This is a genomic window from Sphingobium sp. LB126 (genome assembly GCF_002795205.1).
In the GTDB taxonomy this organism is placed as follows: domain Bacteria; phylum Pseudomonadota; class Alphaproteobacteria; order Sphingomonadales; family Sphingomonadaceae; genus Sphingobium; species Sphingobium chungbukense.
This window is the reverse complement of sequence record NZ_NETV01000001.1, coordinates 1,855,943-1,878,436: the sequence shown is the minus strand read 5'-3', so window position 1 is coordinate 1,878,436 and position 22,494 is coordinate 1,855,943. Positions and strand designations below refer to the sequence as shown.

The following is a 22,494-nucleotide window of genomic DNA, read 5'->3' as shown; positions in this document are numbered from 1 at the left end:
CGATTGCGGACGTCAGTAAAGCTGGCGCGGCAAAGTGTCGGGCGACAAGATATCATCGGCGAAAAGCTCACGCACCGGATCGGGTATCACCGCCGGCCGACCGTCGCGCGTGGCGATCAGTACTGATTCGGCGATCGCGCAGCAGGCGTCCGCCTGACATAATGCCTGCCCCAGCCTCAACGCCTTGGGCAACATTTCCATCACGCCACATCCGATGACGCAATCCTGCGGATAATGAGCCTGGCGTACATAGGAAATGGCGACCTGGCCGACCATGAACGCCAGTCCGGCCGGCCTTTCATGCCCCTGGAACAGCTGTTGAATGAACAGGGTGCGCGCCTCCCCGAGAATCTCGGCGAGCTTCGCATTGTTGATGTGGCGCAACGGATCAAGGTCGGCGTACCGCGTCTGGATGGTGATCGCGCGGGGGAATTGCGCCGGCGCTAATGTCTTGGCTTTCTGCCGAAGGATCATATTCATCTCGGTTGTGCGAAGACCGCCTTTCCTGCTGTCCTTGGCATCGGGCTCATCCGGCCAGATTCATCGACGTAGCCAGCCGGCCGCCGCCCCATGCGGATAACAGTTATCTCTAATATCTCCAATGGCGAAGCCCTTCCTTCTTCAGCTTGGCTTCCGTCGGCGCAAGTCCGAGGCCCACGAAAATCTTCCCGAATGGCCAATTGAGTAATTTCAATAATCCCGCCATGCATGCTAAACGGGGATCAATGTGATGGGGATGGATGAAGATGAATGCATTGGCACGGCGCCTCGATGAGATTCTGTCGATCGATCACACGGCCAATGCCGTCGAATTCGAACGCCGGTGGCACAGCTGGGGCGAGATCGATGCCGCCCGCCAAGCGGTCGAGGCGGTGTTGGCGGCACGCCGGCTGAACGATGATTCCCGCATAGCCATCATGATGCGCAACCATGTCGCGATCGTGCCGGCAATCTATGCAGTCATCGCGCGGCGCAGCCTGGTGACGCTCAATCCCATGCTCCATATCGAGAAATTCGCAGCCGATATTCCCGCCACGCTCGCTCCCGCCGTCATCGGCGTGGCGCGGGATCTGGATGCACCACCCGTGCGTCACGCGCTTGAGACCTTTGGCCCCCTGGTCATCGAGATGACCGGCGATCCCGCAAGCCCGGTGGTCGTGCGACAGGAGCGTAGCGACGCCAATATCGCCGCTGCCCGGGTCGCCGCGCCCGGCATTGCGCTGGAAATGCTGACCAGCGGAACGACGGGCACGCCCAAGCGCGTTCCGATGCGCCGCGACGCTTTCGAGGCGGCGGTGTTCGGCGCGGCGCGGTTTGAAAAGGGACGCGAAAAGGGTGATGCACCCCAGTTGCGCCGGGGGGTGCAAGTGTTGATGGCCCCATTAGCCCATAGCAGCGGCATTCTTGCTCTGATGAACGCCATTTCGGCGGGACGCGCACTGACGCTCCTCGAACGTTTCACCGTCGACGATTTCCGCTATGTGGTGTCTCAGCACAAGATCAAGGTCGCCAGCACACCGCCGGCCGCGCTCAAGATGATCTACGACGCGCAGGTGCCGAAAGAGGAGCTGGCTTCGCTGTCGGCTTTCCGCGTCGGCACCGCGCCGCTCGATCCCGATCTCGCCGACGCGGTCTATGACCGCTACGGGATCGCCATTCTGCAAAATTATGGGGCGACCGAATTCGGCGGTGTCGCTGGCTGGACGCTTGACGATTTCAGGGACCATCGGGTCGACCGCCGGGGTTCGGTCGGCCGGTTGAATCCCGGCGTGCAAGGTCGGATCATCGATCCCGATACGGGCGCTGGGCTTCCCTACGGCGTAACGGGCATCCTTGAGCTGAAGTCCACCCAGATCGGCGACGGGAAAAGCTGGACGCGGACGACGGACCTTGCCCGGATCGACGCGGAAAACTTCCTCTGGATCATGGGCCGTGCCGACAATGCGATCATCCGCGGCGGTTTCAAGGTGCAGCCCGATGAGGTGGTCAGGGCGCTGGAGGCGCACCCGGCCGTGATCGAGGCGGCGGTCGTGGGGCTGAAGGACGCCCGGCTGGGGCAGGTGCCGGTCGCCGCCTTCATCACCGCGAAGGGCGCGAGCACGCCATCCGCCGCGGAACTGTCCGCTTTCCTGAAGAGAACGCTGACCAGCTATCAGGTGCCAGTGCTGTTCAAGCCGATGGCCGAATTGCCGCGCACCACGTCGATGAAGGTTGATCTTCAGGCCATGAAGGCATTGCTCCAGCCCCTGTACGAGACGGCGGCATGATCATCGGCCCAATCAGAGTTGATGGGCGGGGGACGCCCCCGCCACGCGACCATTCCAACGGGTCGGCCGGCCCGGTATCAACAGCGTGCGGCACCTGCATTCCCCCGTGCCGCGAGGCGAAGCAACGTGTTCGTCCAACGTCGCTTGTCATGGCGGGAGAGATGTTCCGCGCCCGCGCATCGACCCGGCGCTTGCCACGAAGGGATGAGAAATGATCGACCCGCCATATCCGGTTCGCCCCGTGGCGTTGATCACCGGGGCAGGAACGGGCGTGGGCGCCGCGACGGCCATGTTGCTGGCCAAGCAGGGCTATGATGTCGCGATAGGCTATCGCGGCAGCGCGGTCGGGGCGGCGCAGACAGCGGTCGCGTGCCGCGCCGAAGGAGCCGAGACGATCGAACTGCAAGCGGATGTGGCGCGAGACCCGGACTGCCGCGCGACCGTCGATGCGGTGATCGCGCGCTTCGGTCGGCTCGATGCGCTGGTCAATAACGCCGGTGCGACCGAAGTCGTGGCGATGGCCGATCTTGAGGCGCTGTCCGCCGATCATTTTCAGCGGCTCACCGCGATCAACGTCGTGGGTGCGTTTCAGATGACCCGCGCGGCCGCGCCGTATCTCGCGCAGGGACCGGGTGCGATCGTCAACATATCGTCGCTCAGCGGAATCAATGGGTCGGGAAGTTCGATCGCCTATGCCGCCTCCAAAGGAGCGCTCAACACCATGACCTTGTCGCTGGCGCGCGTCCTTGCGCCCGTGCGGGTCAATGCCATCACGCCGGGCGTGATCGATACCGAGTGGATGGTCCGCTCGGCAGGCGAGCAGGCCTTTCAGCGTACCAAGGACCGTGTCGCGAAAGTCGCGACGCTCGGTGGCGTATCGTCGGCCGACGATATCGCCGCTGCTGTCGTCTGGCTGCTGCATGCCCGCGCAATGACGGGTGAACTCATCCGTATCGATGCCGGGTTCACATTGGGGCGCTGAACCGGACGGGGAAGGCCGTCGGGCCCTCGCGGAACCGGCGACATTCGGTCTACGACCCAGGGATCCGAGATCCTATCCGCTCTCCGCCGTCACCGGCGCGTGGCGCGCATCGATATGCTCCCACCCAAATCCCCGCGTCGGCGGGCGGTAACGAGGAGGCTGGACGAGGGTGGATACGCGGGCTCTTGCAAGCGAACTCACCGCACAAGAGGGCAAGACGCACGATCGAAAAACCATCCCTATTCTTCTTGCTGATTGATCTGGCCGTGACCGACGCCTCTTCGAACGAGCGATGATGGCAGGAGAATATCCAGCACGCCGTGGCCGCGCTGAAGAAAGGTTCTGAATATCCTTGCCACCGCGCCACAGAAGCGACACAAACCCAATTCAGATAGCTATGAAGGATGTTTGATGGTGAAGGTGAGCCGTCGCTCGGCTGTGTCGAGGGTCGCTGAGCAGTTTCGCAGCGAAGTGATGCATCTTGAAGATGGCGAACTGCTCGGCTCGGAAGATACGCTGCTGGCCCGTTACAAGGTCAGCCGCCCAACGCTTCGTCAGGCGGCCAGCCTGGTGGCGCAAGAGCAATTGATGACCATAAGGCGCGGCGTTGGCGGTGGCTATTTCGCGCGTCGGCCCGATTCAAGGGCGGTCAGCCGAATGGCGGCGCTTTATCTCAAAGTCCATCAGGCGCCATTGACGGATATCATATCGGCGTTCCTGCCGCTGCGGGTGGAAATGGCGCGACTGGCCAGTCATTGCGACGATCCCGCCCTGCGCGAAAAGCTGCTCGCCTTTCTGGAGCGGGAACAGGAGATCGACGCAGATCCGCATTTCCGCGACTTCCTGAGTGGCGAGCGGCGGTTCCACCACTTGCTTGGCGACATGGCGGGCAACCGCGCCTTGTCCCTCTTCCTTGAGATCCTGCTGGATCTTGCCGCGATGGTGGATCGGGAAGAGGATATGTATCGCGCGCATCCCGAACGGGTTGCGGCATTGCGGCAGGAGCGCAATCGCCTTGCCCGCGCGATCCTGGAGCGCGACGAGGAGATGTCGGTGCTCATTGCGCGGCGCTGCGCCAAGATATCGAGCGAATGGCTGCTCGCCGACATTGAGAAGCGCAAGTCGAAGGCTGGCGAGCCCGACGCGGCGCAGGCCGCGGATTATCACTTCGCCGGCTGATTACCGCCCCCGCCCCTTTATGAGCGGTCCGCCCGCCGAACCAGTTCGCTGGCGCGCCATGCCATCGCCATGATCGGCCCGTTGGTGTTCCCCGATACCATCGTCGGCATGATCGATCCATCGATCACGCGCAATCCGTCGATGCCCTTGACCCGAAGCGTCGCGGGATCGACCACCGCCTTGTCGTCGATGCCCATGCGGCAGGTGGAGGAGGCATGCTGGCACGGCCCACCGCCCCGCGCGAAGGCCGCGACGATGTCCTCATCCGATTGGGCCGCCTCGCCCGGCTCGGTCTCGTCTGCGATCAATCCGGCAAGGGCCGGTTGCGCCGCCAGCCGCCTGGCATAGCGGGCGGCGCGAACACTGATTTCCCGATCATAGGGATCGGTAAGGTAATTGGCGCGGATTTCAGGCGCGGCTGCCGGATCGGCGGAGCGGGCAAGGACATAGCCCTGGCTGCGCGGCCGCATGACATAGGTAATCATCTGCAAGCCGGGTTGCTTTTCGAAGGCGAAGCCGGTGTTGCGGTTGTCGATCGTCGCGGGCAGCATGTTGATCTGAATATCCGCGCGGTCGACATCGGGCGCGGATCGCGCGGAAACCCCCGCGTCGAACGCGCCCGACTTCAGCGGCCCGGCGTTCAGCAGGAAGTAGCGGAGCGCGTTCCAGTAGAGCCGCGCGCCTGTAAATTCGCGATTATAGCTGGCCCAGTGCTTCAGCCGATATTGCAACCGCATATAGCGGTGTTCGAGCAGATTGCGCCCGACCTGCGGCGAATCGAGGACCACATCGACGCCGATCCGCCGCAAATGCTCCCCTGCCCCCACGCCCGAAATCTGGAGCAGCTTGGGCGACAGCACCCCGCCCGCGCATAGGATGACCTCGCGCGCGAACATATCTTCCGTGCCCTCGGCAGAGCGCACCCGGACGCCCACCGCGCGGCGTCCTTCGAACAGGATCTTCTCCACCATCGCCCCCGTGCGGACATCCAGGTTGGGACGGCTGCGCGCCGGGGCCAGGAAGGCGCTCGCCGCGCTCGACCGCTTTCCCCCGCCGATCGTCTGGGTGAAATAGCCGACTACCTCGTCGCCAGGGGCGTTGTAATCCTCCTTGTAGGGCAGCCCCATCCCGCGCCCAGCCTCGATGAAGGCGCGGATCGCCGCCTGCCCCTTTTCGGACGGGCTGGAAATCTTGAGCGGGCCGTCACCGCCGCGATAGCCGGTCGCGCCCAGCTCATGCCCTTCCATCTCGATGAAGCAGCGCCTGATGTCGTCCCACCCGAACGCGCTGTTCCCCAATGCTTTCCAGTCCTCGAAATCCTCCGGTTGGCCGCGATGATACAGTTCGCCATTGATCGAACTGGACCCGCCAAGCGTCTTGCCGCGCACCCAGGTCTCGGTCTTGTTCGATCCCGGTTCCGGCTCGATCGGCAGATACCAGCACACCGCCGGATCGAACATCAGCTTGCCGAACCCCTTGGGAATGCGGATCATCCGGTCATCATCGGGCGGCCCCGCTTCGATCAGCCTGACCTTGACCGCAGGATCCTCGCTCAGCCGGGCGGCCAACACCGATCCCGCCGATCCCGCACCCACGATGATATAATCCGCTCTTGCGACATTCGACATGCGGCACGCTTCCTTGTCACGATGCCCTTAGAGCGATTTCCAGTCAGATGGCATCATCTCACGGTTAAGAAATCGCGGTAAAACAAAGAAATAGAGTGTCCGATCTGATTCAATCAGATCGGACGCTCTAGTGAGAGAGATCCGTCAGCCACATGGGATCGACCTTCACGTCGATCAGCAGCGGGCGCGCGCGCCGCGCTATGGCCGCAATGGCCTGCTCCAGATCTTCCGCCGTCCGCACCGTCACCCCTTCGCCGCCCAGCGCCACCGCGACATCCGCCAGTTCGGGCCATTCGAAGAAGGCGCTCGACGGATCCAGATCCCGCGCGCGGAACTGCACTTCCTCCGCGCCATAACCGCCATCGTTGATGACCACGACGATCAGGTCGCGTTGATGCCGCACGGCGCTGTTGAACTCGTTGAGGCCGCCATGCATGAACCCGCCGTCCCCGGTAAGGAGCAGCACAGGACGCCCCGGAGCCGCATAGGACGCCCCGACCGCCCAGGGTACGCCGAGGCCGATGGACCCGAAATTGGTGGTGAGATGATAGGAGGCGGGATCCGGGCATGACACCCGTTTCCAGCTATCGAGGACGAACCGCCCCGCATCGGTCACGACCACCCGATCCGCCGGCAGCGCCTCTTCCAGACGCAGCAGCACCTTGCGGGGATCGATGGTCCGGTCGTTGCTGATGTCCTTGAAATCGGTGGGGTGCTTGTCAGCCCCGCTCTCCACCGCCGGGTTCCGTACGCCCGGCGGCGGGATTTCCGCCATGTCGAGCAACTGGCGGATTTCCTCCGCCACCGCCGCCGCATCGCCGATCACCGCTGCGTCGGGATTCCAGTTCCGCCCGATCGCCGCCGCATCGGCATCGATCTGGACGACGCGCTTGCCCTGAAGCAGCGACCCCTGCGCGGAGGTGAACTTGTTGAGGCTCGCGCCGAAAGCGACGACACAGTCACTGGCAACGATCTCGTCGATGGCCTGTGGCGTACTCAACGTTCCGAAAATGCCCAGATTGAAGCGCTCTCCCTTGAAGAGATCATGCCCCTTTAGCGTCGTGGCCAGCGGCGCGCCGATCCGCTCGCCCAGCGCGACGAGCGCCGCCTTCGCGTCCATCGCGCCGCGCCCCGCCAGGATGACCGGCTTCCTCGCACCGGCGATGATGCCCGCGGCATTGTCCAGTTCATCGCCTCTCGCGACCAGCCCCTTCACATTGGGCAGGGTCAGCCGCTCCGGCTCGTAATCGACTTCGGCCCACTGGAAATTCACCGGCATGTTGAACGCGATCGGGCGGCGCTCCACGATGGCGCGGTGCATGGCGATGGACAGGTCGCGCAGCGCGGTTTTCGGCGAGCGCAGGGGCTCGAACCCCGCGCCCGTCGCCACGATCAGGTCGCGCTGGGACACGTCCTGAACATTGTCGCGATCCGCGATGTCGGTGTCTCCGCACAGCAGCAGCAGCGGGATCCTGCCCTTCACCCCCTCGATCAGCGGGGTGAGCGTGTTGGTCGTCGCCGGGCCGTGCGTGACCGTCGCGACACCGAGTTGCCCGGTGCCGGACGCATAGCCCAGCGCCATCACCGCAGCGCCGATCTCGTTCGCCGCCGCGATATAGGTGCCGCCGAATTCCTTCACATAGGCGTCGACCATGAACAGGTTCGCGTCGCCGATCAGGCCGAACATGGTCGTCACGCCATGATCCATCAGGGACTTTGACAATGCCTGATACAAGCGCATCTATTCTCGTCTCCCCATCACTCGCGCGAAATGCCTATCGCGCCGTCCCGTACCGGATCGCTCCCGGCGATTTCAGTTCTGAAAGACCGGATCGAAACTGATCTCATGCGCTTTCCATTCGCCATCCACCTGCCGGATGCGGACATGCAGGTCCGCGACGACGGCGAGCGGGGGCGCCTTGAACGGAGGGGCGCTGTCCCCGCTCACCTTCGTCATCTGCGCCAGCATCAGGCAACGCGCCGCGAACCCCATATCGTCCCGATCGACGATGAGGTTCGTGAACGCGTGGCGGATCACCACTTCCTTCGGTCGGGCGAGCAGCGCCGCGCGGATGGCGCTTTGTCCCTCGAACCACATTTCCCGTTGCCACCTGGCGTCGTCCGTCAGGCAGGCCATGACCTCATCGACCTTCCGATGGTCCAGCGCATTCCAGAGCCTGTGGATCAGGGTCTGGCACTGGAAATAGGCAGTCGGATCAATAGCCATGTCAACTCCAGGCAGCTTCGGAAACTTGCGATCTTCTCTTACTTCCTGTCACCACCGAACTTCTTGCTGATCTCGATACCGATGAAGCGCGGTTCGCCGGGGTTCAGGATCGATATGCCGAGCGGCCGGAAGTCGGTGGCCCCGACATAATATTTCTTGTTGGTCAGGTTGCGGACGAAGAGCGACACCGTCGCGTCCAGCCCTTTGCTTTCATAGGCAATGCGTCCGTTGACCAGACCATAGGCCGGGTTGCGCAATATCTGCTCGCTCGGGAAGAGCGGTGCAAAAGAGGCGAAGATGATTTTGCTCTGCCACACATAATCCACCCGCGCCGTCAGCCGGTCCTCGTTTTTGAGATCGAAACTATATTGGCCATGTGCATTGAACGTGTGCTTGGCGACCTCGAACACCGAGTCCGAAACGTCCACGCCTCCATCGATATAAGTGTCGAACTTCGGCGCCGAGTAAGCGTAATTGACCGCCAGCTCGACACCCTTCGTCGGCCTCACCAGCGCCTCGATTTCCGCACCCCAGATATGGGCCCTGGCGGCGTTGTCGACCTTGAAGCCCGTCCCGCCGCCCGGCAGCACCGCGACGACGGCGCGCTGCATGTCGGTATATTTGGAATAATATCCCGCGACGTTCAGCAACATGGTTCTGTTGAACCATTCAGACTTCAGACCCAGTTCGAAATCCTGAACATATTCCGGCTCGTAAGTCTCATATTGCCCGCTGTTGCCGACATTGCCCGCCCTATATCCGCGCGCGGTCCTGCCATAGATCAGGACATCGGGATTGACCTGATAACTGAGCGAAGCATCATAGGATATGCCGTGGTCCTTGTGATGGATCTTCGGCCCGACGCAATTGTTCGCCACCGTGCCGCCATAGCCCGGAGCGGCGCAGGAGACGATCGCGAGCGTCACCGGATCCCGGTTGGCGTCACGAGGCGTGATGGTGCGCTTGTCTTCCGACCAGCGCGCGCCGGCCGAAAAGCTCAGCGCGTCGGTTAGGCGGACATTGCCGTGCACGAAGAAGCCGAGGGTTTCGTTGACCTGCGGGGAATCATAGGCGGTCAACGTGCCCAGCAGCGAGGGCAGCAACCGCGAATAAAGGCCCGGTACACCACCCTGATTGTCGGTGAAGTGGTTATAATATCCACCGGTCCTCCACTCGACCGGCCCAAGATTTCCGAAGATATTCAGCTCTTCACTGAAGAACTTCAGGTCATTCTGGCTCGAAAATTCCGCTTCGTGATAGGCGGCCGTTCCATCGTCATCCAGGGGAGTCTGGCGTTTCAACGTACGATAGGCGGTGATGGACTTTATGCCGATATCGCCGCCGATCTTGCCGTCGATGGTCAGCGAAAGCCCCTTGTCCTTCACTCGGGCCACATAGCCGTGCGACCCGTTCATGTCGTAGAATTTGGTCGCGGGATCCAGATCCCGGCTCATCAGCGCCACAGCCTGGCCCAGGCCGGGAAAGAAAGTCGGGCCGGGGACGCCGGTCGTGACGAACTGAAAATAATCGGCCGGCTGGATATAGCCCGCCGCTACGCCCACTGAGATGGCGATGGGGCTGAACGGGTTGACCTCCGCCAATCTTTGCGTCGGGCCATTGGACTTGAATGACGCGTAATCTCCGCTCAGCAGGAATTGCCAGTCGTTGCTGGGCGCATAGAGGAAGTGGGCGCGAACCGACCAGTTGTCGCGCGTGTTCAGTTTGCGGCCCGCGCCATCGCGACCATAGCCGTCGCTGCTGTCCACATCGCCCGCCACGCGGAGCGCCGCTTTTCCGGTGACGATGGGGAGGTTGATCGCTCCCCGGAAGTCGGAGGCCGCCCGGTCGCCGCTGCCGCCGCCAGAATAGACGCCACCCCGGAGCGTGACATATCCCCCGGCCTCTTCCAGATTGGGCTTGCGCGTGATGAGGCTGACAAGACCCGCGGCGGCGTTCTTGCCATAGAGCGTGCCTTGCGGCCCCTTCAGCACCTCGACCCGTTCCATGTCGTGCAAGGCGCCGGCAAGGCCATATTGAAGCTGCCGGTAGACGCCATCGACATAGGTCGCGACGGCAGATTCCCCGAACGGTCCGCCGGCTGAAATGCCGCGGATCTTGAAGGTCACGGCCGTATTGTCCGACGGGGGCGGAGCTGCCTGGAGGCCGGGCGCGACCAATCGAAGATCCGCGGCATTGACGATGTTGGCGGCCCTCAACTGCTCCCCCGACACCGCCGTCACGGCCACCGGCACGCGCTGGAGGTTTTCGGCGGTCTTTCGCGCCGTCACCACGATATCTTCGATCTGCTGGCTATATGCCGGCGTCGCACTGAAGGCCGCCGCCGCTACAATCGCCACCGCACTCACGGAAACAAAACCATGAACCCTAAAATTACGCATCCTCCCTCTCCCTAATATTATGTCGGTGCGGCCTTCTAAACCAAAACCATCGCGCCTATCTTGAAACGCAACAACTCGTCTTTACCGCCCACCATCATTTCGGATGATAATTATTATTCATAAAACATTCTATAATTTTCAACTATATAAAATGTCGGAAACTCTTATTTTTTCTTAATAAATATTATGTTCTTGCGTTCTTTTTAACTTACACGTCCGTGAAAGCCGCCAGGATCGGATTGTGGGCGGCAGCCACGTCAGGTGCGAGTTCAGGATGGGTCGCAAGGTAGCGTTTGCCTTGCTTCACGCCGTCCAGCATCATGCGCGCAGCCTGCTCCGCCGGGATGCGGCGCACGCCAACCGCCTTGTCGCTGGGACGCGGCATGCTGCGGCCCGGACGACGGACGAGCGCGCTGCTGGACATCTCCGATTCCGCCGATCCGACAAACGCCATGGTCTGCCCCAGTATCTCGGGCGGGTTTTCGGTTTCGAGGCCCAGGCTGAGGCCGAGAATGCCCATCTTCGACGCCGTATAGGGCGCCAGTCCCTGATAGGCTTGCTGGGACACCGTTGCCATGGATCCGGTGTAGAGGATATGCCGCCCCCCCTGCTGCGCCAGCATCCGCGGCAGGAAGGCGCGGATCGTGTTGAACGTGCCGCCCAGATTGGTCCCCACGACGAAGTCCCAATCCTCCATGTTCATCGCCTCGACGGGGCGCAGCGTGTTCACGCCGGCGTTGCAGCATAAAAGGTTGACCTGCCCCTTCGCGGTAAAGATCGCATCGGCGAACGCGTCCATTTCCGCCTCGCTGGCGACGTCCGCTACCCGGTGGAGCACATCTCCCCCCTTGGCGCGCAGCGCTTGCGCGGCCCGGTCGAGCTTTTCCGCGTTGCTGCCGCTGATCGCGATCGACATGCCTTCCTCTATGGCGATTTCCGCCAAGGCGTAGCCCAGACCGCTGCTGCCCCCAGTTATCACGGCTACCTTGCCGAAAAGGTCCATTGGATCGGTCCCCTACATTGCCGAACCAGCATTACCGCAGATGACGACAGGATGTCGCAATACGATAAGTCTGGTCTTCTATACTTTCGATACCAGCCGGAATATTGCCAGAGCCCCTTTCCCGGCATGGTCTATATTTCAATTCTCCCTGCCCGCATGCGCATGCGCGGCAGGCTGCTATCTCGCAGCAAGTTGCCGAAGCGCTTTTCAGATCTGGCTCATCCGGCGATAGAATGGATGCGAGGGGCCTTGCCCGCTCATGAAGTTGAAGCCGGGCATGGTGTCCATGCTGTCGAAAATATGCACGAATTCGACGAAGACATGCCGGCTCGAAATCTTCCAGCCCGTATCGCGCCGCTCCAGCGTGTCGATGTAACGCGAACCGGCGACCGCCTGGCCATTCTTGCCGTCCCTGTTGAACCGGCGCCCCGCCCAGGAATAGACTTCCGAATGGGCCGTATCGCCGTCGATCTCTATTTGCGGCGGAAAACAATAGTGGAACTGATTGAGCAGGCCCGGATCATAAGTGGGCTGCTGGGGATCATAGGAATTTTGCGTCGCGAAGAATTCATGGGCATTGCCCTTGAACACGCCATAGTCGACCACCGCATCGGGATGGAAACAGCTTTGCAGCAACTCCACATCCCCCCAGTCCAACCCACGCGCATAGCGCAGGCCGACCACTTCGGCGATCGCGTCCTTATCGATCAAACGCTGCACTGCCTGTTCATCAAGCATCCCATTCTCCCTCGGGCGCGCCGGACGCGCGTCCGCTTTTATCTCGACTATGGATCATGAAATCCGCGATCGCTGCGGCTTGCGTGGCGGCGCGGCCCCTGATCTTCGCCGCCACGCAATCGAAAAGTCACGAAGCTCAGATATTGAAGACCCTCGATGCGGTATCGCCCAGTATCTTGCGGGCGGCGGCTTCGGGCACCGCTTCCAGCACTTCCTCCATCGCCGTCCAGGCGCGGCCGAAGACGCTTTCGGGATGCGGATAGTCGGAACTCCACATGACCCGGTCGACGCCGATGTGGTGCATCATTTCCAGACCCACAGGATCGGTCATGAACGACGCATAGAGGTTTTTCTGCCAATAGTGCAGCGGATGATGCTTGATCTTGGGCTCGATGAGATCGCTGTAGCATTCATAAGTCATCGCCGCGGTCTGGAGCGCGCCGGGCACCCAGTTGATGTCGCCTTCGGCAAACATCACCTGAAGCCCCGGATGGCGATCCAGGATGCCGCCGAAGATCAGTTCGCCCATCGTCTTGCGGAACGGGGCGAAATTCACCATCGCAGCGGTGCCGGCAGCGCCCGGCCCCGGCTGGAAATGCTCGCCGACATGGTAGCATACGGGCAGCCCAGATTCCTCGATCGCACTCCACAACCTGTCCATCTCGGGCACGCAATAATTGAGCGATTCCATGTCGGCGCCCTTGGGCGAGATCGGCAGCAGGAAGGTCTTGAGGCCCAGCGACTTCAGCTCGTCGATGGAAGCCTTGGCCTGCGTGGGATCCCAATAGTTGATGAGGCCCACGCCATAGAAGCGACCCGGCGCCCGCGCCTGCATCTCCGATAGATGCTCGTTATAGATGCGGAAGACCCATTCGCGCACTTCCAGGTCCGGAGACCCGTAGAAGAAGGCGATCGCATTGCCGAACGCGATTTCCTTGTCGATGCCCTCGGCGTCCAGATCGCGTATGCGCGCGTCCATCTGCGTGCAGCCGTCCACCTTCTCGAACGCACTGAACGTGTCGCGGAGGAAGTCCGGGAAGATCGACTGCCCGCCGATCCTCCAGTCGAAGAAGCCCGTTTCGTCCTTCATCAGGCGGGGCGCTCGGTCCTTCAGCCTACTGGGAAAGCGCTCGTAGAAAATATCGTCCGTGATGGACCAGTGGCCATCGGCGGAAACGACACTCAATCCAGCCGGCAGCCGAAGGTTCGTGCGCGATTCCGCGACACGTCGGAAAGGCGTGTCGATCCCTGCAAATATGTGCGGCTTGGTTGCGTAGGTAGTGGTCATAACCCTCTCCTGGGACATGGTCGTCGGGCGATTGGCTCCTGCCCTGGACGTTGCATATTTTGTTTAACATGGCAATAGAGGGTATTCAATAGGCGACAGGACAAATAGCATCTTTGCCGGGCGGCCAAATGCGACAGACCCTAAATTTGGCGCATCAGCGATGTTCCGGCGGCATTCGCCTGCACGCGCGTGGCTTTCCAACGACAGCGTCACCGCCCTATCGGGCATGATCCATGGCATACGGAATTCCGACATTCTGCCGGCCGTATCGTGCAACCGCTGCCTTCGCGGTCTTGATCTTCGGATTTTAAGATCAACTCGCTCGCAGCGTCCGCCATATCAGCGCCGTATCCGAATATTCTCGGCCTCGTGTAATATATCCGTCCGATATTTCAAAATAAAAATGATACAGATTGTTATATGGAGTGCCATCGACCATCGTTGCCATGCTCTCGGCTAAAACGCATACACGATCTTCTTCCGCCGTCATTTCACCCAATTGGTAACGCATCGGCTCCATCAACTTTCCGTTCACCCATTGAAGTGCCGCGCCAAATTGCGCGATAGGAATTTCGGTTCGGGTGCTCGGCGACCAGAAGGTCGCAGTCGCCGCGAAGAGCGCAATGGCATCATCCACTTGTCCCTTTTCAAGCATATTGAAGAACCGTCGAACCAAATCTTTATTAAGTTCCTGCGGCGTCATGCTTACACCTCGATTACTATATGTTGATTAAGATCATCTCTCCTTGAAGAGACTTTCATGCATCGACAAGGATGGACACTGATTGCTTCCCGACCGCCTTGGGAAGGCATTTCACATCATAACTACACAAGTTTTTTACGATGACAATGCGCGATATACGGATGATCTCAAGGCGTTCGCATTGCGATTCCCCTCATGCTTTACAAATATCGAGTCGTTCGCGGACCAGGCGCCGAGCGGCCGCAAAGCCGCTCCGCCACCGCTTGGGCGGAGCGACAGTCGTCAACCCGCTGACGCTCGAATCGCCAGGATCGGCGCGCCGGGCAGCGGTCGTTCCGGGTCCGGCCGACTGCGCCATCCAAAAAGATTGACGACCCACCCGATATCGAATTAGGTTAACTCTTAAACCCTGACTGGCTAATCACAATGAATGTAACCTCTTTAGCACGTGCCCATATTCCCGAAGCGTCGCCGGACCACTCTCTGCCTATTTGCAGACAGATCACCCAAGCGCTCAGCCGTGTCGGCGACAAGTGGGTGGTGGGCGTGATCGTCCTGCTCGAACATCGATCCAGGCGCTTTAGCGAACTGAAGCGCGACCTGGGAAATGTCTCTCCCCGGATGCTGACGTTGACGTTGCGCAACCTGGAGCGCGATGGACTGGTGCGACGTCTCGTTACCCCGGTGATCCCGCCTCGCGTCGACTATGAACTGACCTCCATGGGTTTCGAACTGGCCCAGGCCCTCAACCCCCTGGAACGGTGGGCCTATGCGAACCTGTCCAACATAGATCAGGCGCAGCAGCATTATGACGCGCTGCAGGAGGCCTAGACTTTTCCAAGCAAATCAAATCGTCCCGTGAGCCGGAAAATGCGAACAGCAAGAATCTGAAGCTGTTTAGACGACACGGGCGAATCAGAATCCGCAATCCAGACCAACGAGACATCCGGTTAACCCCCTTCGTCATCGCAGGCGAGGCGGGGCGATCCCTCTGAATTCATCCGCCTTCAGCTTCTAATGGCAGCGCATCATTACAGCACTCAGGGGATGCCATCCGAGCCCTGGCGCGCAGGAAGCTTGGCGGCGCGGCAGGGCGGCCATTGGCCAAAGACGCAAGCCGGCGGCGATGCACCGATCCGCCCTCCGCCCACTCATGCCGGAACCCAAACGAAAAAGCCCTTCGCCGAAGTCGAAGGGCTTTTCCACGTCCGGCCTCAGCCCTTCTGCACCATGGCGAAGCTATGGCCCATATGCCCCTCGAACCCGCCGATCAGGGGGAAGCTCCACTGTTCGCTTGGATCGCGGATGGCGTCGAGATTGTCCGCGACCTCGTCGATGGTCCAGCTCGGCCGGTAGATGCCCTGACTCTCGGCGAAGAAGCCCCGCGCCACGCGCCCGGCGATCGAGATGTAAAGCTCGCCCGTCACCTCGCAATCTTCATGCGCGAGGAAGCCGACCACCGGCGCCACCATCTCCGGTCCCATCGGCGGCAGCCCGGTCGCTTCCACGGCGCCCGCCATGCGCGTCGCCGCGCCGGGCAGGATGATGTTCGACCGGATATTATGCGCGGCCCCCTCGACCGCCAGCGCGTTGCTGAGGCCGATGATGCCCGATTTGGACACCGCATATTGCACGCTGTTCGGCACCGAATAGATGCCGCCGATCGACCCGGTCAGCACGATGCGGCCATAGCCGGCGGCCTGCATCCGCGCGAAGGCGGGCTGGGCGACATGGAAGCCGCCGATCAGATGGATGTCGAGGCTCCTGCGGAAATCCTCATAATTCATCTCGGCGATCGGCGCGAACAGCAGATTGCCCGCATTGTGGATCAGTATGTCGATCCGACCGAAACTGTCCATCGCCGCCTCGACGATCGCCTTGCCGCCCTCTGGCGTGGCGACGCTGTCGGTGCAGGCGACCGCCTCCCCGCCCGCAGCCTTGATCGCCGCGACGACGTCCGCCGCCGGGCCGGCATCGCCGCCCTCGCCGCCCAGCGCCGCGCCATTGTCGTTGACGACGACCTTGGCACCCTTGCTCGCCAGCAGTTCGGCATAGGCGCGGCCCAGCCCCCGGCCAGCCCCGGTGATGACCGCCACCCGGCCGTCGAAGCGACGTTCACTCATGCCATTCTGCTCCCATATTCATCCCGATAATGACCATCCGCGCCCATTTGGAAAGCGGCATGTCGCGCCATGCCCGCCCGGATCACAGGCCCTTCTGCGGCGCGATGAGGAATTTCGACCCGGTGTTGTGCGCGATGGAGCGCAGCAGGATTTCCGGCTTCAGCGCATCCGCCAGGCTGATCTCCTCGGTATAGTGGCTGGCGAAGATCGTCCTGATGTCCCGCGCCACCCGCTCGCGCAGGGCCTGCGTCGCGTCCGGCCCGATCCGCGCGAGGAAGTTGAACAGCAGCCACCCTCCCACGCCCCAGGCCATGCCCGCGCCATGGGCCATGATGTCGATGGGGCCGGGGTTCAGAATGCCGTAGACATAGACCTGCTTGTGCACCGCCGAGCCGTAGACGCCGGAGCCCGCATCCTTCTGCCGCAGCGCCGCTTCCATGCCGAGAAGGATCTGGTAGGCCAGCGGCCCGCCCGCGACCGCATCGAAGGCCAGCGTCGCTCCGGTTTCGGCCAGTGCGGCATGCAGGTCGGCGGTGAAGGCGGCGTCCGTCGAATCGAGCACATGGGTCGCGCCGATGTCCCTGAGGATCTGCGCCTGCTTCTGGTTGCGCACGATATTGACCAGCGGAATCCCTTCGGCAAGGCAGAGCCGCTGGAGCATCTGGCCGACATTGGATGCCGCGGCGGTATGCACCAGCGCCTTGTGCCCCTCGCGCTTCATGGTCTCCACCATGCCGAGCACAGTCAGCGGGTTGATGAAGGCGGAAGCGCCCTGCGCGGGGGTGGTGCCTTCCGGCAACAGGAGCACCTCCGACGCCTTGGCCAGCCGATATTGCGCATACATGGACCCGCCGAGCAGGGCGACGGTGCGGCCCAGCAGCGCCCTGGCATTATCCCCGGCGGCGATCACCACGCCCGCGCCCTCATTCCCGCTCAGAAACTCCTCGTCGAGCCGGTTCTTGAAGAGTTGGAGCATCATCGGCGGAACCCGGCCGGTCAGGAAGCCGTCCTCGACCTTCAGCGTCGAATGGTCCGCCGCGCCGACCAGACCGCCCTGGTCCGACGGGTTGATGGGCGTGGCCTCGACCCGGATCAGCACTTCGTCAGGCCCCGGCGCCTCGACCGGCACCCGCGCCAGCCGCACGCGCAACTGCCCGTCGCTGGAGATGAGCGTGCGAAGTTGCAGGCCCTCGGCGGGAATCTCATTCGTCATTTCATCGTCTCCATGCGTCGTTCGGCTTGGCGCGGCGCGCGCCCAGCCGTCCTCAGGCCATTCGTTCGGGCCGCAGCACCCGGTTGCGCAGCACGCCGATCTTCTCGACTTCCAGTTCGACCACGTCGCCATGCTCAAGGAAGCGCAGAAATTCGAGGCCGCAGCCATTGCCGACCGTCCCCGATCCGAGGAACTCCCCGGCGCGCAGTTCCTCGCCGTCGCTCACCCACGCGATCAGATCCTCGAACCGCCAGTGCATCGCGCCGGTATGGCCGCGTCCGCGCTCCTCGCCGTTGACGCGCACGACCATGTTCAGATCATAGGGGTCGCCAATCTCGTCCGCCGTGACGATCCACGGGCCGATGGCGTTGGCGCCCTTGAAATCCTTGCCCTTGGCGGGGCCGAGGCCCCCTCCCGCTTCGGCGACCTGCGCGTCGCGGGCGCTGAAGTCGTTGAAGATGGTATAGCCGAAGATGTGGCTGCGCGCGGCCTCGCGCGGAATGTCGATCCCGGTCGTGCCGATGAACACGGCGAATTCCAGTTCATAATCCATGACCTGCGAATAGGCCGGCCAGATCACGTCCTCCTCCGGCCCCGACACCGAAAAGCGGTTCTGCTTGTAATAGAGCGGGAAGCTGTAGAACTCGTCGGGCACGCGCAGGATGCCGCGCGCTTCCATGTCCGCCATCTCCGCCGCCGGATCCGCCGCGCGCGAAGCCCGCAGTTCGCGCGCCTTGGCGAAGGCCTGGAGGCAATGTTTTTCGAACAGCAGCCCGTCGCGCATCTGGATCGGCTCGGGCACCGGGGCAAGCAGCCTGACCGACGCCAGCGCCTCCCTCGCGGCGCCGCGCTCCGCCATCTCCCGCGCAAGGTTCAGGCCGGGCGCACCTGCGGCGATCAAATCCTGCATCGACGCGAACGCGGGCGCCGCCTCTCCCGTCGCCGCGCGGTGCGCCGCCTGAAGATCGAGAATCTCGCCCGTCTCCGGGAAGACGGCGCAGACGCGCGGAGCCGGGTGGCCCGCAACCGTGGCGAGCTTCATCGCAACATATCCTTTCCCATGGTCGTCAGGCGATGGCGGCGGGTTCGAGCGCAGCCGCGCAGAACGCATCCCACCGTTCCGCCGCCGCATCGACGACGAGGTCTTCGTCGTCGGGCAGCAGCAGCCGGTCGCGTACCAACGCGGCGGCAGCCTTGCGCACCGCGTCCAGATACGCCGCCCGCGACGCATAGCGCGCCTCGACCGGCCGCCGCCGGTCGCCCGGCTTCGGCTCCGTCACCGCGAAGGGCAGGATCGACGCCATCAGGAAGGCGCTCCGCCCCGCCGCGCCGCTCGTGTCGCCCCGCAGGTTCCACGGCAGATAGGTGCCGAGCGGCACGGACATTTCGGGATGCAGCACCCCGGCGATGTCGTTGCCGTCCGCATCCACGTCCGACACCAGCGAGGGGTAGGGCGTGCCCACGACCGGCTCCCGATCGACGATCCGCTGGCCCATGCGCGGCCCAAAGTCGAGCGGCGCGATGGTCGAAAGGTCCGGCGGCATCGGCGCGCCGGTCGCCGCAGCCACCTTCTCCAGCACCCTGTCCCTCGGGACCAGCGTTCCGTCCGACAGGCGCGGCACCCGGCTCGCCGGGAACGGCTCGCCCTCGCGCACCCAGCGGTCGAGATTGACCACCGCCGCCCGCAGGAAGGGACCGAAATCGAGGTCATTCTCCTTGTTGACCAGGAATCCCGGCCCCAGCAGGTCGCCGATCGCGCCGCGCACATGCGGCATCCCGGCCAGATAGAAATGCCGCACCTGCTCGACTTCGGGCAGGTCGCGCTTCCCCTCCACATCGACATGGCACAGCGCCGCCGCGCCATCCCAGTAATCCGGCCCGCCCTGCGTGTAGATCGCCTTGGGCAGGTAGCGGCCGGGCACGGCCCGCGTGTCGAACGGCGGCACGAAGGCCGGCGTCGTCAGCCCAACGGCGGACGGCTGGCCGAAACGCCAGTTGGCGTCGCTCTTCCAGGTCGAGCCGCCATGCGCGATATAGCCCTCCAGCACCGGGCGGCCCGCATCGTCGCGGAACAGGTCCAGTTCGGCCATCAGCCGCAGCACGCCTGCCGGCTGCGATCCGCCGAACGCATAGACCTGCGCAAAGTCCCCGGCGCACGGATTATTGTCCGTCGATCCGGCAAAGCGCAGGAAGGACAGGAAATCGCGCACGCCCACAAGGCCCAGCGCGGTCGGCACCGCCCCGACCCCGCGATAGGCCAGTTCATATTGCGGCCCCGGCGGAAATCCGCCTGCCAGCGCGACATGGTCCGCGCCGCGCTCGACCGCCTCGCCCGCCGCATTGGCGAAATGCCATTGCTCGGGCGGGATCTTCACCTTGGGGGCCCCCATATGGTCGATCCGGTAGAGGGTGGCGGGCGCGCCGGGGACGACCTCATAGGGCTTGTGCCCCATATGGCCGAGCGGCAGGACCGCCGCCGGCCTGAACGCCTGAAGATGGGAAATGACGAGGCCCGTGATCCGCTCGCCATCCTCCAGCGCTTCGGGCAGGCTCGCGCCGAACAGTCCGGGCCGCTGGGGCACGTCATGCTGCCAGCCGCAGGCGATCAGCGCATAGCCCTGTTGCAGGATCCAGCCGTCGAGCGTGGCGTCCTGCCCCAGCGCGACGCCGGACGGCACCTCGCGGTTGGTGTTGCGCAGCACCCGCGCGCCGCCCCGGTTCGGCAGGTCGAGCCAGGCGCGGCCGTTCCGCTTGGCGGGGTCGGCCGGGCGCACCACCTCGAAATTCGCCGAGAAGCGGACCTTCCCGTCCGCGTCGGGCGGCACGAGGCCAAGGTCGGTGATCTCCGCAAGATTCGCGGCTTTCGGATCCACCGCGAACAGCGCCTCGCCGAAGATCCGTTCGAACGCACCCGTGTCGCCGAAGACATGGCCATCGCGAAACGGCTCGGTAGCGAACTCCAGCTTTTCCACGGTCATGGATCAGCCCGCCGTCGCCAGAATCGCCAGGAATGCCGGGTCCGGCGGCCGCACCTCGGACACATCGGGGCAGACGCTCAGCGTCGCGGGATCGGCGCCCGCGATCAGCGCGTCATAGGCCGCCTGCGGGTCGTAGAGCGTGCCGATCGCGTTGACGTCGAACACGTCATGCGCGAACTGGATCGCCTCTTCCATGCCGAGGTTGTCGACCAGCAGCTCGACCCGATTGCCTTCGGGATCGCGATAGTAGAGCGACGTGGTCGGGCCGTGGTTCACCGAAATGGTCGGCTCGATCGCGTCCTGCTGCTTCAGCCGCGCATAGGTGTGCAGCAGATCGGCGGCGTCGCTGTAGGTGAAGGCGATATGCTCCAGCCCCACGCGTGGTCCTTCGCCCGCGGGCTGATAGTGCGGCCCGGAAACGATGGCGATGCGGTGATGCTCCTCATCATATGTGAGCAGCCCCATATTGCCTGGACCGACGGCATATTCGCCGATCCGGCGGGCATTGAGGACGGTCTGATACCAATCCATCATCGCCGTGAAATTGTCGCGAGTGTTCAGCACGACATGGGCGAGCTTGTGAGGACTGACCGCTCGCGGCTGGACTTCTACAGACATCATTTCCTCCTAAGAATGCCGAATATCGTGAAAGACAACGACACGCGCCGGTAACGCAAATCTTATGCCGAAGCTGTATTTGGCTATACTTGTTGCAGCGACGATATATGCCAGGTCATCCATCCCACAAGACCGCACAATATCTATACATAGGCACATGGATGTAACTAATCGATCGGCGTTGGACTTGGTGGTGACACCGCCGATGTCGCACGGACGCGCATGCGGCGGGCCGCGGCGAAAAGGCATTTCTCTCGGTCGAACCGAAGCGGATCAAGCGAGCGCCTCGACCTTGGCGCGGGCGGCGTCAATGGCTTCGCTTCGGATGTCCGGACTGATGGAGAGGCCCTCCGCAAGAACGACTTCCACCTCGTCGAGGCCGATGAGGTTCAGCACGCTTGTCATATAGCTCTGAACGAACTCCCGGTGGGACGCCTGAGGGTGGCTATACGCGCCGCCCTGAGAAATGGCGAGGATCGCGCGCTTGTCCTTGATCATCCCCACCGGCCCTTCGGCAGAGTATCCCAGGGTGGTACCCGGAACGATGACGCGGTCGATCCAGGCCCTTAGCTGGGACGGGATCGTCAAATTATACATCGGCACGCCTATAACGATGGCGTCCGCGCGCAGAAACTCCTGCAAGACCTCGTCGCTGGCGGCGCGTGCCGCCAGATCCTCACCCTGCAAACTGTCGACGGGCGGCGCGATCGGATGAGAACTGGGCAATATGGCGCGAGTGAGGTGCGCCAGGGGGTTGGCGACCAAATCCCGATAAATGACCTGTGCCTGCGGCTGAAGCGTGGTGAGCCGGTCGACGACCTGCGACGAAAGCTGCCGAGAAATGGAAGCCTCGCCCGCCATGCTACTGTCCATGTGTAGAATTATCATGCCCCGAAACATCCAAAGTCCTCAACACCGATCCTGTAGGCATTATTCGGTATTTCTTGAAGGAGGCACACCGATGATACCTTTGGTGCACCCGCGTTTTTAATACGGAAACAGATAAGCGCGTCGCTGTTCCGGTAATCCGAGGTGTATTTCTAGCGTAGAATTAAAATAGATACTGCGGGCGCGTGAACAGATTGCCGCGCCAGAGCGTCGCGCCACTCTCCGGCACGGGGCGAGGCATGGGGCATGAAAATCGGAAT

The 22,494-nt window shown here is 62.8% G+C and carries 19 protein-coding genes; 4 read left to right on the top strand and 15 right to left on the bottom strand.

Translation table 11 applies throughout. From position 1 onward, the window contains the following. Positions 1–12: 12 nt before the first annotated feature. Positions 13–480 carry a thioesterase family protein gene (locus CAF53_RS09165; RefSeq protein WP_100237925.1) on the bottom strand — a complete coding sequence of 156 codons (468 nt, stop codon included), beginning with the start codon at positions 478–480 and terminating at the stop codon, positions 13–15. 260 nt (positions 481–740) lie between these two features. Here CAF53_RS09165 and CAF53_RS09160 point away from each other — a divergent pair, with 260 nt between their 5' ends. The 3 genes from CAF53_RS09160 to CAF53_RS09150 all read left to right on the top strand — a co-directional run bounded on the left by CAF53_RS09160 (position 741) and on the right by CAF53_RS09150 (position 4,428). Then, positions 741–2,267 carry a fatty acid--CoA ligase family protein gene (locus tag CAF53_RS09160; protein ID WP_206780920.1) on the top strand — a complete coding sequence of 509 codons (1,527 nt, stop codon included), beginning with the start codon at positions 741–743 and terminating at the stop codon, positions 2,265–2,267. 211 nt (positions 2,268–2,478) lie between these two features. Next, positions 2,479–3,249 (top strand): SDR family oxidoreductase, encoded by a 771-nt coding sequence (locus tag CAF53_RS09155; RefSeq protein WP_100237924.1) that lies wholly within the window; start codon positions 2,479–2,481, stop codon positions 3,247–3,249. Positions 3,250–3,660: 411 nt separating this feature from the next. After that, positions 3,661–4,428 carry an FCD domain-containing protein gene (locus CAF53_RS09150; RefSeq protein ID WP_046762367.1) on the top strand — a complete coding sequence of 256 codons (768 nt, stop codon included), beginning with the start codon at positions 3,661–3,663 and terminating at the stop codon, positions 4,426–4,428. 17 nt (positions 4,429–4,445) lie between these two features. On the opposite strand, the gene CAF53_RS09145 is transcribed toward CAF53_RS09150, so the two are convergent. The 8 genes from CAF53_RS09145 to CAF53_RS09110 form a co-directional block, all read right to left on the bottom strand. After that, entirely contained in the window at positions 4,446–6,056 is a 1,611-nt protein-coding gene (locus CAF53_RS09145; protein WP_100237923.1) for a GMC family oxidoreductase N-terminal domain-containing protein, read from the bottom strand. A gap of 127 nt (positions 6,057–6,183) precedes the next feature. Further along, the gene (locus tag CAF53_RS09140; RefSeq protein WP_100237922.1) at positions 6,184–7,797 is read right to left on the bottom strand and encodes a thiamine pyrophosphate-binding protein; all 1,614 of its coding nucleotides are present in this window, start codon (positions 7,795–7,797) and stop codon (positions 6,184–6,186) included. 72 nt (positions 7,798–7,869) lie between these two features. Continuing rightward, positions 7,870–8,283: a nuclear transport factor 2 family protein gene (locus CAF53_RS09135; RefSeq protein WP_100237921.1), complete on the bottom strand. Its 414-nt coding sequence runs from the start codon at positions 8,281–8,283 to the stop codon at positions 7,870–7,872. A gap of 38 nt (positions 8,284–8,321) precedes the next feature. Continuing rightward, positions 8,322–10,682 (bottom strand): TonB-dependent receptor, encoded by a 2,361-nt coding sequence (locus tag CAF53_RS09130; protein ID WP_100237920.1) that lies wholly within the window; start codon positions 10,680–10,682, stop codon positions 8,322–8,324. A 208-nt stretch (positions 10,683–10,890) separates the two neighbouring features. After that, the gene (locus tag CAF53_RS09125; RefSeq protein ID WP_100237919.1) at positions 10,891–11,685 is read right to left on the bottom strand and encodes an SDR family NAD(P)-dependent oxidoreductase; all 795 of its coding nucleotides are present in this window, start codon (positions 11,683–11,685) and stop codon (positions 10,891–10,893) included. A 207-nt stretch (positions 11,686–11,892) separates the two neighbouring features. Continuing rightward, positions 11,893–12,423: a nuclear transport factor 2 family protein gene (locus tag CAF53_RS09120; protein WP_100237918.1), complete on the bottom strand. Its 531-nt coding sequence runs from the start codon at positions 12,421–12,423 to the stop codon at positions 11,893–11,895. A gap of 136 nt (positions 12,424–12,559) precedes the next feature. Further along, positions 12,560–13,711 (bottom strand): amidohydrolase family protein, encoded by a 1,152-nt coding sequence (locus tag CAF53_RS09115; RefSeq protein ID WP_157801244.1) that lies wholly within the window; start codon positions 13,709–13,711, stop codon positions 12,560–12,562. A 313-nt stretch (positions 13,712–14,024) separates the two neighbouring features. After that, complete coding sequence (locus tag CAF53_RS09110) at positions 14,025–14,414, bottom strand: nuclear transport factor 2 family protein (protein WP_100237916.1); 390 nt, start codon at positions 14,412–14,414, stop codon at positions 14,025–14,027. A 426-nt stretch (positions 14,415–14,840) separates the two neighbouring features. On the opposite strand from CAF53_RS09110, the gene CAF53_RS09105 reads away from it, so the two are divergent. Then, on the top strand, positions 14,841–15,245 hold the full coding sequence (locus CAF53_RS09105) for a helix-turn-helix domain-containing protein (protein ID WP_100237915.1): 405 nt from the start codon (positions 14,841–14,843) through the stop codon (positions 15,243–15,245). A gap of 383 nt (positions 15,246–15,628) precedes the next feature. On the opposite strand, the gene CAF53_RS09100 is transcribed toward CAF53_RS09105, so the two are convergent. The 6 genes from CAF53_RS09100 to CAF53_RS09075 form a co-directional block, all read right to left on the bottom strand. Further along, entirely contained in the window at positions 15,629–16,537 is a 909-nt protein-coding gene (locus tag CAF53_RS09100) for an SDR family NAD(P)-dependent oxidoreductase (RefSeq protein ID WP_100237914.1), read from the bottom strand. Positions 16,538–16,619: 82 nt separating this feature from the next. Then, complete coding sequence (locus CAF53_RS09095; protein WP_100237913.1) at positions 16,620–17,750, bottom strand: NADH oxidase; 1,131 nt, start codon at positions 17,748–17,750, stop codon at positions 16,620–16,622. A 52-nt stretch (positions 17,751–17,802) separates the two neighbouring features. Continuing rightward, positions 17,803–18,792, bottom strand: a complete 990-nt coding sequence (locus CAF53_RS09090) for a fumarylacetoacetate hydrolase family protein (protein ID WP_100237912.1) — start codon at positions 18,790–18,792, stop codon at positions 17,803–17,805. A 25-nt stretch (positions 18,793–18,817) separates the two neighbouring features. Further along, positions 18,818–20,728 (bottom strand): alpha/beta hydrolase domain-containing protein, encoded by a 1,911-nt coding sequence (locus tag CAF53_RS09085; RefSeq protein WP_100237911.1) that lies wholly within the window; start codon positions 20,726–20,728, stop codon positions 18,818–18,820. Positions 20,729–20,731: 3 nt separating this feature from the next. After that, on the bottom strand, positions 20,732–21,346 hold the full coding sequence (locus CAF53_RS09080) for a VOC family protein (protein WP_157801243.1): 615 nt from the start codon (positions 21,344–21,346) through the stop codon (positions 20,732–20,734). A gap of 273 nt (positions 21,347–21,619) precedes the next feature. Next, positions 21,620–22,234, bottom strand: coding sequence for an NAD(P)H-dependent oxidoreductase (locus CAF53_RS09075; protein WP_197707385.1), 615 nt, complete (start codon positions 22,232–22,234; stop codon positions 21,620–21,622). Positions 22,235–22,494: the final 260 nt, after the last annotated feature.